This window comes from Aquabacterium sp. (genome assembly GCF_016234775.1).
GTDB lineage: Bacteria > Pseudomonadota > Gammaproteobacteria > Burkholderiales > Burkholderiaceae_C > Aquabacterium.
This window is the reverse complement of the sequence record NZ_JACRAH010000019.1, coordinates 43466-56137: the sequence shown is the minus strand read 5'-3', so window position 1 is coordinate 56137 and position 12672 is coordinate 43466. Positions and strand designations below refer to the sequence as shown.

General features: G+C 62.0%; 9 protein-coding genes and 1 CRISPR repeat array. Of the genes, 2 read left to right on the top strand and 7 right to left on the bottom strand.

Annotation, left to right across the window (positions count from 1 at the left end; translation table 11 throughout):
• Positions 1-22: 22 nt before the first annotated feature.
• Positions 23-1639 carry a hypothetical protein gene (locus HY836_RS05790; RefSeq protein WP_290674472.1) on the top strand — a complete coding sequence of 539 codons (1617 nt, stop codon included), beginning with the start codon at positions 23-25 and terminating at the stop codon, positions 1637-1639.
• A 19-nt stretch (positions 1640-1658) separates the two neighbouring features.
• Here HY836_RS05790 and HY836_RS05785 read toward each other — a convergent pair whose 3' ends face one another.
• The 5 genes from HY836_RS05785 to HY836_RS05765 form a co-directional block, all read right to left on the bottom strand.
• Complete coding sequence (locus HY836_RS05785; RefSeq protein ID WP_290674470.1) at positions 1659-3248, bottom strand: diguanylate cyclase; 1590 nt, start codon at positions 3246-3248, stop codon at positions 1659-1661.
• A 6-nt stretch (positions 3249-3254) separates the two neighbouring features.
• Positions 3255-3692, bottom strand: coding sequence for a hypothetical protein (locus HY836_RS05780; protein WP_290674468.1), 438 nt, complete (start codon positions 3690-3692; stop codon positions 3255-3257).
• 12 nt (positions 3693-3704) lie between these two features.
• Positions 3705-4994: a hypothetical protein gene (locus HY836_RS05775; RefSeq protein WP_290674466.1), complete on the bottom strand. Its 1290-nt coding sequence runs from the start codon at positions 4992-4994 to the stop codon at positions 3705-3707.
• Between the two features lie 58 nt (positions 4995-5052).
• Positions 5053-6102 (bottom strand): putative solute-binding protein, encoded by a 1050-nt coding sequence (locus HY836_RS05770; RefSeq protein WP_290674464.1) that lies wholly within the window; start codon positions 6100-6102, stop codon positions 5053-5055.
• A gap of 177 nt (positions 6103-6279) precedes the next feature.
• A complete protein-coding gene (locus tag HY836_RS05765) occupies positions 6280-7335 on the bottom strand; it encodes a putative solute-binding protein (RefSeq protein ID WP_290674462.1) in 1056 nt (351 codons plus the stop codon).
• A 165-nt stretch (positions 7336-7500) separates the two neighbouring features.
• Between HY836_RS05765 and HY836_RS05760 the strand changes: the two genes are divergently transcribed.
• Positions 7501-9126, top strand: coding sequence for a hypothetical protein (locus HY836_RS05760; RefSeq protein ID WP_290674461.1), 1626 nt, complete (start codon positions 7501-7503; stop codon positions 9124-9126).
• Between the two features lie 36 nt (positions 9127-9162).
• Here HY836_RS05760 and HY836_RS05755 read toward each other — a convergent pair whose 3' ends face one another.
• Both HY836_RS05755 and cas2 read right to left on the bottom strand, forming a co-directional pair.
• Positions 9163-10320: a pyridoxal phosphate-dependent aminotransferase gene (locus HY836_RS05755; protein ID WP_290674459.1), complete on the bottom strand. Its 1158-nt coding sequence runs from the start codon at positions 10318-10320 to the stop codon at positions 9163-9165.
• 172 nt (positions 10321-10492) lie between these two features.
• Positions 10493-12192: a CRISPR direct-repeat array (repeat unit 32 nt; unit sequence GTTTCAACCCACGCGCCCGTGATGGGCGCGAC).
• 180 nt (positions 12193-12372) lie between these two features.
• Positions 12373-12663 (bottom strand): CRISPR-associated endonuclease Cas2, encoded by a 291-nt coding sequence (gene cas2 / locus HY836_RS05750; protein WP_290674457.1) that lies wholly within the window; start codon positions 12661-12663, stop codon positions 12373-12375.
• Between the last annotated feature and the right edge of the window lie 9 nt (positions 12664-12672).

The following is a 12672-nucleotide window of genomic DNA, read 5'->3' as shown; positions in this document are numbered from 1 at the left end:
AAGCGTACCGAGGAGACAAACCATGGCCCTGAGCCGCCTTTCATCCAGCTTGCTGATCCTGCTGGCCACCAGCACCGTGCTCACCGCGTGTGACCTCAACAACGATGACAGTGAACCGCAAGCGGGAAGCAGCTCGGTTCTCACGCCCGGCACCAGCAGCTACCTGACGGGCGTGCGCAACGCCCTGGCCGGAGAAACTGTCACGGCAGAGCTCGCCCTGGTTGATGACGTCACCGGCACCGAAGTCATGGCCACCCCGATCGATCCATACACCAACCCCAAGCTGGCACAGGCCTTCACCGTCTCAGCCGATGGCAAGAGCTACGTGGCCGGGCGGCAAACCGCGGCCTACTACATCTACCAGCGCAAGCTCTATGAAATCTCGCTGGAACACGTCAGCAACGAACTGAGCCAGCCCACGGCCCGCCAGGTGTCTTCCGAAACGCAGGCCTGCGAGTTGCGTGGCGTCGTCGAGACCGATGCCACCGCCCGCACCAGCTTGCTGAGCTACACCAACGCCGGCCCGGATGGCGATTGCAGCACGCTGGCTGACAATCAAGCCAGAACCGCGCTCTCGTCAAGTTCCGACACCACAGCGTCCGCGCAAGCCTTCATTGATGTCCAGCGCGACAGCACCGGCGCCATCGCCCGCGTACTCAGCCTGGATGCCGACAACAAACTGACCATCACCGCCCGCAGCACCTCGGAGAGCACCGCCGTGATCAATGGCGACGTGCTTCCCGGTACATCCGTTGCCGTCTTCGGCAAGGTGGCCGGCAGCACGGACAAGGTGTACCTGCGCATCGGCAACGATGTACGCAGCCTGAACTGGGCGACCGCCTCGCTGGACACCACCAAGCTGGCCTCACTCAATCTGGTTCAGCCACCTTTCGTGCACACAGATGACGAGGCCACGTATTTCGCGGACATCCGGCTTGCCAGCACGGTGGCCGTGGCTGCTGCGGTACCCAGCGTCACGCCAGTGGAATCGATCGAGCTGATGCTGTGGCGCATCAAACCCGGCCAGGCGACTGCGGAAGAGGTCACCCGATTGGCACTTGGCACCGCAGACCAGATGCCCGAAATCGCCGGCCACGCCATGACGCCCAGCTCGCTGGCCGTGGTGATTCGCCGTGATGGCGCTGACACCCTGACCATCGTCAAGAAGGCCGACAAGAGCCAGCGCCCGATCGTGTTGAGCGGCCCGACCCTGCACGTGGACACCCTGGCTCACGCTGGCGACATCCTCCTGGTCAGCCAGCAACTGGTCACGGGCGAGGATGCCGTGTCCCTGTCTCGCATCGAGCTGGCCAACAACGATGCCATCACGCTGCTGAGTTCGGATGCCAGCCTGGTGACGGTCATCAACAGCGCGAGCCGTACACTGGCAGGTGAGGCCGACCACAGCCATCTGGTCTGGAAAGAAGGCAGCAACGTGCGGAGCCACGCACTGAGCAGCAACACCACCCTGACCATCGCCGACAACAGCACGCTGAGCGGCTGGGACAGCGGCACGCTGACGGCCAGCGTCTCCAACCTGACCCAAGGCCTGCTGCGTGGCATCAGCACGCTCAATGAGAACGCTGAAACGCTGTGGCTGTTCAATGCCAACAAGGCCGCCGCCATCACGCCACGGTGAAGCTCAGGCAGATGTAGTCTCAGGCATGGCGCACCGCCATGGCAAATGCGTTCTTGCCTGAGTGCTTGACGGCGTACATGGCCTCATCAGCTACAGCCATCAGCTGCTTGCGGTGATGGGCATGAAGGGGGTAGCAGGCCATGCCCACGCTGCCCCCCAGGTGGGCTTGTTGCCCATCTTCCAGCACAAAGGGCTGGCACAGCCCCGCCACGATCTCGCTGGCGATCTCCATCAGCACCTTGTCGCCAGGCCCCACGCCATACAGGACGGCCACGAACTCGTCACCGCCCACACGGGCCAGCACATCCGATGATCGCCGCATGGCCTGCCTGAGGCGGCTGGCGCATTGCACCAGCACCTGATCACCCGCCTTGTGGCCCATGGTGTCGTTCACGCGCTTGAACCCATCCAGGTCCACATACAACAGGCTGACCGGCACCCGGAAACGCGCGGCTTCGTCGAGGAAGTGATCGATCGCAGCATCACAGGCTGCACGGTTCTTCAGCCCGGTCAGGCTGTCGTGCTCAGCCTGTCTCAAGGCGGCCAGTTCGGCACGCTTGCGCTCGGTGATGTCATACATCACACCTTCGGCACGACGTGCCGCCCGCTGCACGGAAAACAGGCAATGCACCCAGCGCACACCATCACGATGGTGTTTGACTTCCAGGTCATGCGTCACGGTATCGCCAGCGGCCATGGCCTCTTCGATCAGGCCGGTGGCCAGTTCTGGATGCACGAACACCTGCTTGAGAAAATCCGTGCCGCTGAGTTGCGCCATGTCTTGCGTGTCCATACCCAGAATGCGCAACACGGTTGGATTGCAGTTGATCAGCTGACCCGTAGGCCCAAGCACGAAGATGCCGGCGCTGCTGGAGTCAAAGATCTGCCGATACTGCGCCTCCATGCGCTCGACTTCGGCGCGCAGTTCACGCTCCTTGTGCAGCGCCTCCTGATTGGTGCGCAACAAGGCGTTCGCCCCTTCGACGAGGGAGCCGATTTCATCAAACTGGTGAATGGCGGCCACCGACAACTGTTCGGTCGTGCCGGGCTTCATGCGCCGCAGGGCCCCCGCCAACTTCACGATGGGCCGCGAAACGATGCGATCCCCCAGCGCATAGATCAACCAGGCCAGCATGGCGCTGTGCAGCACGAACATGATGGACAGCGTGGTCGCCTCCTCGCGTGCGGCTGCCTGCATGTGATCGCTGTCAGCCATGACGACGATCTCGCCAACCGACTCGTGCTTGTCAAACGGTGAGATCAAACGATGACGGATCGCCCCCAGGCTGGTGGCGCCTTGTGCGCCCGGGTTGTCCTTGTAGACCAGGACGGTGCCTTGCGGATCGCGGGCCTCCACGCGGGCCACCAACTGGTGCTGCGCCATGCCGTCAACCAGCTCCTGCAACAAGACCTTGTCCTGTGCGTAGGCGCCGATTGCCGCCGATCGGTCGATGGCCTTGATCAGGCCATTGAGTGTGGCGCGGCTGCTGCCCAGCGCATGGTCATAGCTTCGCAGGTAGGCCACGGTACCCGTGACCAGCATGGACACCAGCGTGGCCACCGCCACCAGCGCCAGGAACCTGAACTGCAAGCCCTTGAAGTTCATCATGGTGGCTCAGTGCCCGTCCTTCATGACCAGCACCACGCGCACATTCCTGTCCTGAGGCTCATGGCCTACATAGCCAATGGCACCGGGATTGCGCTTGACCACATCCAGGATTTCCTGCTCGCTGCCAAATGCCTGTGGCGGCATCACCTGGCCCGAGAACATGAGGCGCGCCCAATAGCTGTTGATCTGAGCCTGGGTCATGCCGGTCATCTGGCGGTAGAAATCGGCCCGCACACTGCTGTCCCTGGGCAGGTCACAGACAAAGACGTGATCGCCATTGGCGTAGAGCCGCGTGCGCCCCATGAACAGGTCGACCGTCTCCTTGTTCGTCAGGCTGCGAACCGGATTGGCAGCGTTCACGATCACGAAAATATCCGCAGCAGCGTGTGCGGATGACAAGGCCATCCACATCACCAGCAGGAAGCGTCCAAGCGTGGGCATCATGTAGTGACCACCTCAGAACACGAAATCCAGACCGCCAGACCAGACTCTGGGCTTGCTGGCCTGTTGATCGTCACCGATCCAGAGGGCGCCACCATTGGGCGCGACCCAGAACTGATCGAACTGGAGCTTGAGTGCCAATTGCGGATGAACATCCCAGCGGGCGCCCATCGACCATGAACGCTGATCCACCCGCGCACCGTTGGCCAGCGTGGCTGCGGCGATGCCCAGTGCCTGTGCCTCGGGCCCTAAGGCCTGCCAGTTCGGGATGGCCTGCGCATCAAAACTCGAGACGCTCTTGCCCACCATGCCGTAGAGCGTCAGATCGCCAAACCGGTGTCCCACAGACGCGTAGGCCGATCTGGCTGCACGCGTACCGGTGTCCATGTCGACCTGACTGAACTCGGCGCTGATCAACCAGTTATCACGCTCGTAGTTGACGCCAATTTCATAGAAGTTCGCCGATCTGGCCGTCAGATCGGCACGCTTGGCGAGTTCGTTCGCCTGCCGCGCCACCTCAGGGTAAGGCGAGGCCGCCAGCTGTCGAAGGCTTTCCAGGGCCATGCTGGCCCGTGGCGACATGTCCGCGCTCACTCGGGCCTTGGCCACGGTGGCCCGCAACAACAAGCCATCGTTCTCGCGCGAGACCACCAGGCCGATGGCCGGCGTGATCTTGAAGTTATAGAGTTCACCAGGATTGATCGACAGGATCCCCTGTGTGGTCGAATTGCCTGCGAAGCCTTTGAGCTTCCACCTGGCATCCCCGCTTTGCACCGTCCAGGTCGCGTCCACGCCATCCATCGTGTAGAGCGGCAGAGCGATGTAGAAGTCCGAGTTGGGGCGAATCCAGGGGTAGGCGAACCCCACGCTGCCGACGTCTGACAGCAGGAAAATGTCCGTATTGGTCCGGCCAACACGGATCGTCCAGTCATCGCGCGGCCGGTAGGAGGCAAACAACCACTCCAGCGCCCCGTCAGCCGGGCTGTCCGGCAAGCGCTTCTTGATCACCACCTGCGACACCAGCTCCAGATCAGGGCGGGCGTCATAGTGCAGCTGCAAGCCCAACCGGGAGTCCGTGGCGAACGAATTCGTGTGTGCCTGCGTCTGCTGGGAAATATCGCGCCGCAGGGACTGATCCCCCACCGACAAGGTTCGGGTCAGCGCCAGGCTGCCGAACCCGTTGAGACGCACAGGCCCAAGGTCAGGCGCGGTCTCGGCGGCGACGCTGGTGGCCCAGATCACGGCAAGCCACACGAGCCACCGACAGGCCCGGGCCCAGGAGCGGATGAAGGGTATGACGGTCATCAGGCCATGATGCACACACCTGCTGCAAGTGGCCAGCGAATAAATGGGCAGTTGGCGGCTACTTCCACTCTTCTTCGGACTTGGTCGTGCACTCCGGATCGCTGGGGTTCACATGGCACCGGATGCGTTTGATCACCTTCAGGCCGCGCTTGTCATAAAAACCCTGCTGGGCCAGCGCAATGCGGGACTCCCGCAGCATCAGCGTGTACTTGTAGGCATCTTCCGCGTTGATCTCGATCCATTGGGCCGGCGGAATGGACGCGTCCCCCGTGCGAATGAGCTGCAGCATGCGATCGAACTGGCCCAGCCAGTAGGCGCGGGACCACTCACCAAAGCCTTCCGGAAAGCGCCCCCGCTTGAAGACCATCTGGTAGGACGCGATCATGATGGGAAAGCGCCCAACGCCCCCTTTGGAACCCAGGCCCCTGTACAGCTCCAGCGGCTTGTAGGCCAGCGTGGGCAAGGCAATCATGTCCACCAGGCCGTTGTTGAACTTGGTGTGCACATTGCTCACGTCGGCCGATACGGGCTGCGCGCCAATACGCTGGATCATCACGGCCTGCGCCTTGTCGTAGTCAAACGCCGCGATGCGCTTGCCTGCCAGGGCTTCCACCGAATTGATGCGCCGATCATTGACAAACGGATAGGCTGGCCCGATGGGCAGGATGCCACCCACCTCATACTCACCCTGCACCATCAGCCTGGAGACCAGTGGGGAAGGCGTCGAGTAGGTCTGAATCAACTTGCGCAGCACCTCATACGAGGCGTTCATGTCGATGGCGCCATGGCGCACGATGGTGGTAGCGCCAAAGGAATCGATCGATGCGGCCGCCGCATTGAACTGCCGCGTGCGAAACGCCGTGGCGATGAAAGCATCGCAATTGCCGGTGCGGAAGTCTTCCGTGGCGACAGCCTCGCTGGTGTAAGCCTTTAGCTCCACGTCCACGCCATAGCGCTGCATGGCCAGGGCGTAGTCCTTGGACATGCCGTAAGCATCCCCGGACGTGCCCAGGAAATCAAAAACGCAGAACTTCTGCCCCGCCTGCACGGCCCCGGCACCCCAAACCAGGGCCGATGCCGCCAAAAGACTCTTGATACCGCCTCGCATGCCTGACTCCCTGCGTGGTTCACACGCCCGATGCTGCGCAAAAAAGGAAGCCAGAATTATTGGCGCTCGTTAAACAAACACCAAGCGCCACGCCCCTCTCATTCAGGGGTTCGCACCACAATGTTCAACACGCGCAAGGGATCATCCGGACACAAAAGACGACCCATCCGACCCGTTTTACTTCCAATCCTCTTCGGATCTGGTCTGGCATTCTGGATCGCCGGGGTTCACATGGCAACGAATGCGCTTGATCACCTTGAGACCGCGCTTGTCATACAGCCCTTGCTGCGCCAATTGCACGCGTGATTCGCGCAGCATCAAGGTGTACTTGACGGCATCTTCGGGTTCGATGTCGATCCAGGCCATGGGCGGGATGGTCGAATCCGCCGTGCGGATGATCTGCAGCACGCGGTCGAACTGGCTCATCCAGAACTCGCGCGACTTTTCGCCGTAGCCATCAGGAAAGCGATCGCGCTTGAAAATCATCTGGTAGGACACGATCAGCAGCGGAAAGCGCGTGACGCCGCCTTTGCTGCCCATGCCCTTTTGCAATTCCAGCGGCTTGTAAGCCATGGTGGGCGCGGCCATCATGTCAAGCTGACCGTTGTTGAACTTGATGTGGAAGTTCGAGATGTCGGTGGACACCGGCACCGCGTTGATGCGCTGGATCATCGCGGCCTGAGCCTTGTCGTAGTCAAAGGCCGAGATGCGTTTGCCGGCCAGCGCTTCAACGGAGCTGAGCGCGCGGTTGTTCACAAACGGATAGGCCGCACCGGCTGGCGCGATGCCGCCCACCTCATAGTTGCCATTGGTCATCAGTTTGGTGACCTGAGGCGAGGGCGCGGCGTAGGTCTGAATCAGCTTGCGCAAGACCTCGTATGTGCCATGCATGTCCACCTTGCCGTTGCGCAAGATGGTGGTCGAACCCAGCGAGTCGATCGAAGCTGCTACCGAGTTGAACTGGCGCGTGCGAAAGGCCGTGGCCACCATGGCATCGCAATTGCCGTTCTTGAACTCTTCCGTGGCCTGGGCCTCGTTGTTGAAGCCCTTCAACTCCAGATCCACGCCATGGCGCTGCATGGCCACGGCGTAATCCTTCGTCAGGTTGTAGAGATCACCCGCTGCGCCCAGAAAGTCAAACACGCAGAACTTCTGCCCGGCCTGGGCCTGGCTGACACATGTGACCAACGCACAGATGGCGACGGCTTGAGCGAGTTTGCGTGAGGGTTTCATATTCCAGAATCCGGACATTGGAGGTGGCAGACAGCATTTTCATGTCGCAAACGCATCCTCCCACAGCCCCTCAGGCAAGGGATGTAACGGATTGCGTGCAGATCGATAATCGTGGTTTAGATCAACGTTGGCCGTGACATGACGACAACAAATACAACAACAGGGATGAAGATCGGGCCAACATGGCTGGGCTGCACCATGCTCGTGGCGGCACTGCTACTGAGCGCATGCGGCGCGGGAGATGGCCGGGATGACAATCAGGCAAGCCCGAACTCCCTGGCAGCCAACCCCGCGAATGCGGCCTACCAAGTGGCGCTGGCCTACGCCACCCCGCTGGATGACCCCTGGCGCGGCGACCAGCCCCAGGAGATCAAGGTCATCTCCCCGCAAACCGGGCAGGTGGTGTGGTCACTCGCATCGGAAACCCTGTCTGTCGCCCTGTCCACATCCATGACGGTCAATGCCGATGGTGTACCGATCAGCCAGGGCCCTGCACAAAGACTGTTCTACATTGACCAAGGCGTGGTCCAGACCCTGTCCCTGCAAGGTGACACGACGCCACGCCCCAGGCAGCTGAGCCAGACCAGCGCGGCTTGCCGGATCGAGCGCGTGATCAACAGCGATACCAGTGGCGACGTGGCCTGGCTCCTGGTGTCGCTGCCCGGTGCCAACGGCCAATGCGACGGCATGAATGCCAGCGACACGGACGACGTGCCCGTGCTGATCGGTTCCTGGCAAACCGCATCCGAGCCCCCTGTCCGCATTGACTTTTATCCTCACTGGATGCTGGGCCCCCGCTATACGCCACAGGGGCAGCTCACCGGCCTGTTGCTGTCTACCCCCAGCGGCATCACCTTCATCCAGGCAGACGGCGGTCGCCGCAGCATCGACGACCCCAGCCTGTTCGGTGCGCGCCTGCTGGGCCAGGTGCCCGGCAAGGTGGATCAGGCCTATGTCAAGATCGAGCAGGCCATCCATGTCCTCGACTGGTCCGATGGCCGGATTGCGTTGAGCACCGCACCCGCAGCCCGCTTGACCAATACAAACCCCTCCGCGCCGCGGGTAGCCTGGGCGCATGAAACCGGTCTGTACTTCATCGTCGATGGCCGACTGTGGCAACTGGACGGGCAACACCGCGCCCAGGCCGTGGCCACACCGCCCGACCTGGACGAATCCAGGCTGGGCGACGACGTGGCCGTCAGTACGCCGCAGGAGTTGTTGTTCGTGCAAGATGTGCCCGGCTCACCGGGCAAGACCCAAGTCAGAGCCTTGTCCAGAACAACCGGCGCGGCGTACACGCTGTTTGAATCCGTTCAGGCCAACCAGCCCGATCCCATTGTGCTCACGCTCGGGCGGGTTGCCCTGATTCTGCAAGCGGAAGACATGAGCGAGACCCGCTGGACGATCGCGCGAGCAGATCTGTCCAGCCAGCAGACGGCCCAGGTGGTCGCCCGCGGCGTGAGCATCCTGCACGCCTTGCTCACATCCCAGACTCATGGCGGAATGACGCACATGGTGTGGTGTCAGGCCAATGCCGGTGCCCAATGCCCGGTTGCCAGCCTGGTGAGCTACAACGTCGAACAAAACCTGGCCCGACCACTTGCCACCAGCCAATTGGCACGAGAGCAAGGCGTCTGGTCCATCCTGAACATCAGCCAGATCGAGCACACCGGCGCCCCCGTTTTCACCTCCTACACCCCGCTTCAGGGCGGCGGACATCAACGCCGGACCTGGCAGTTCAATCCTGACGGGCAAGGCTCACTCAAGCTGGTGCAAGACCTGCCTCGGTGAGGTGGCACACGTGCGCCATGCCCACCGCATGGCGCTTCACAGCTTGATCAGGCGCGCCAGCGCGTTCTCCAGCGTGGCCGCCGATTTGGCAAAGCAGAAGCGGATCACCCCATGGTCATCGCCATTGGGGTAGAAGGCTGATACGGGGATGGCCGCCACACCATGTTCGCGCGTGAGGCGCTCCACAAAGGCACGATCACCCTCGTTGCTGATGGCGCCGTACTTCACGCACTGGAAATAGGTGCCCTGGCAAGGCAGCAACTCGAAGCGTGAGCCGGCAAGGGCCTGGCGGAAGATGTCCCGCTTGCCTTGGTACAACGCCTTGAGCTGCTCGTACCAACCGGGCCGCTTCATGAACTCGGCGAGCGCGTATTGCGAGGGCGCATGCACCGTGAACACGATGAACTGGTGCGCTTTGCGGAACTCAGCCATCAACTCGCGCGGTGCCAGGCAGTAGGCAATCTTCCAACCGGTGATGTGATAGGTCTTGCCAAAGCTGGAGACCACGAAGCTGCGCTCAGCCAGGCCCGGATAGCGCAACACGCTTTCATGGCGGGCCTGGTCGAACACCATGTGCTCATAGACCTCGTCGCTGACGATGACGATGTCGGTGTCCTTGACCAGGGCTTCGAGTGCGGCCATGTCATCGGCGGTCCACACCGTGCCCGTCGGGTTGTGCGGCGAGTTGATGATGATCATGCGCGTGCGCGCGGTGATCAGCGCCTTGACCTTGGTCCAATCCGGGCGATAGTCGGGCAGTGTCAGATCGACATACACGACCTTGCCACCTTGCAACTCGATGGACGGGCCGTAGCTGTCGTACACCGGCGTGAACACGATGACCTCATCACCCGGGTGCACCATGGCGGCCACGGCCGTGAAGAGGGCCTGCGTGGCACCGGCCGTCACCGTGATCTCATGCGCCACATCGTAGGTGGCACCGTACAGCGCCTGCACCTTGGCGGCAATGGCCTCGCGCAACACCGGCGCACCGGTCATGGGGGCGTACTGGTTGTGCCCAGCCTGGGTGGCCTCGTTCAACAGCGCCAGCAAGTCGGCCGGTGCGTCGAAGTCAGGAAAGCCCTGCGACAGGTTGATCGCGCCATGCTGCTGAGACAGCGCGGACATCACGGTGAAGATCGTGGTGCCGACGTGGGGCAGGCGGGACTGAATGGGGCGGAGGAAGCTGGGCATGGCATAAGCATAGCGTCAGTGCGTTTTGAGTGGATATCCTCCCGCGCACCATGCCATCACTGGCACTCAATTGATGGTTAACAGTGGCTACGCAACGACCTGTTATTGGCAAGTCCTGCGCCCGGAATGGGCGCGACGAGAATCGCCTCGTTTGTTGGCGTGCCACGCGTCAAGTTTCAACCCACGCGCCATGATGGGCGCGACCAACAAAGTGCGGGAGGTTGGCCGGTTCTGTGTAGTTTCAACCCACGCGCCCGTGATGGGCGCGACCTCATAACAGCATTGGTCCGACGTTACTTTGTCATCGTTTCAACCCACGCGCCCGTGATGGGCGCGACCCATGAATTGAAATGTCCGTCACTTGCAAACGCCGTTTCAACCCACGCGCCCGTGATGGGCGCGACGGTGGCGGCAACGGATGCGCGGATGTCGGCCAGGGCGTTTCAACCCACGCGCCCGTGATGGGCGCGACGCACCAGCATGCGCAGGCAGATATCAACGACAACGTTTCAACCCACGCGCCCGTGATGGGCGCGACGTGTAGCCGTTCAAGCGATACACAAGGCCCTGACCGTTTCAACCCACGCGCCCGTGATGGGCGCGACGAACTTCGGCGATGCGCTTGTGATGCTGATGTTGGGGTTTCAACCCACGCGCCCGTGATGGGCGCGACTCGATGCCATGTGCAAGCGCTTTGCGCTGATCGAGTTTCAACCCACGCGCCCGTGATGGGCGCGACGTGTATCAAATGTCGGGCGGAAAGGCCATCGCATGTTTCAACCCACGCGCCCGTGATGGGCGCGACCATTGCCAGCCGTGTGCATTCAGCCGCGGAGAACTGTTTCAACCCACGCGCCCGTGATGGGCGCGACGCTTGAGGAGCGTGTTGTGCCATGGTGTCAAAGCCGTTTCAACCCACGCGCCCGTGATGGGCGCGACGGGGTGGACGGTTGCCACAGGCGGCGCCAAAGCGTTTCAACCCACGCGCCCGTGATGGGCGCGACGTCGAGCTGGACACATAGCGGCCAGCTCAGCATCAGTTTCAACCCACGCGCCCGTGATGGGCGCGACTCGTGCGGCGCCATGGCTTGATGACATGGCCGACGTTTCAACCCACGCGCCCGTGATGGGCGCGACGCAAACCTTTCCGCTGCCACGCACCAATGGATGGGTTTCAACCCACGCGCCCGTGATGGGCGCGACAAGACATGGTGCCCGTGGCGCTGGAGATCCTGCAAGTTTCAACCCACGCGCCCGTGATGGGCGCGACTGGCGTCGTCCAGGCGGGCATCAGACACCACCTCGTTTCAACCCACGCGCCCGTGATGGGCGCGACCCTAGCGCGCCATCGGCACCCGTGCTCGCGTAGGTGTTTCAACCCACGCGCCCGTGATGGGCGCGACCTCGCAAAACGAGTTTGGCATCGACAACCCGCTGTTTCAACCCACGCGCCCGTGATGGGCGCGACGTTGAGCCCACGACCGCGCCCGTGACCCTCTTGATGTTTCAACCCACGCGCCCGTGATGGGCGCGACCATCAACGATTGATGTTCTTGACTTCGCTACGGCTGTTTCAACCCACGCGCCCGTGATGGGCGCGACTGTACGGAGGCTGACCATGATGGACCTCGGTTTGAGTTTCAACCCACGCGCCCGTGATGGGCGCGACTTCCGCGTCTTCCTCGATGCCGGTGATCCGCACAGGTTTCAACCCACGCGCCCGTGATGGGCGCGACTCGATGGTGGGGTTCGTAGTGGCGGGGTATCGCGTCGTTTCAACCCACGCGCCCGTGATGGGCGCGACTCTGGAGGCCCAGCGCCTGCAGGCCGATCTGGGCGTGTTTCAACCCACGCGCCCGTGATGGGCGCGACTGCGTACTTATAAACCATTGCCCCAACGGCAAAAAGGATCCGCATCTGCGAACCCCTTTTCTCAATACCCAGAATCAAACAACCGATCGGTTCCGGTCTGCCGATTCCCATAAAAATCAATATGTTAAAGAGCCGCGAACTGCCCAAAGCATCCCCAACCACTTGAGGTTCGCAAAAGCATCAAAGAATCAGGGGCGCATTGAGGTCGAGCACAGCCTTCGCCCCGACATGCTCCACCTTGTTCTGCCAGTTCTTGCCGAGGTAGTAAAAGCGCAAGCTGTCCGTTGTCGGCTCCATGATCGACATCAGCTCAACCTTTAACTGTACCCACCGCGCTGGCTCCAGCTCAATCTCAAACACCGAAAACTGCACCCTCTGCCCGAGGTTCAGGCAAGCTTTCGCGATCCGTCGCAAGCGCCTGGCACCCGCTTTGTCTTGGGTGCTCACGTCGTAGCTGACCAAAACCATCATGCGCCGACC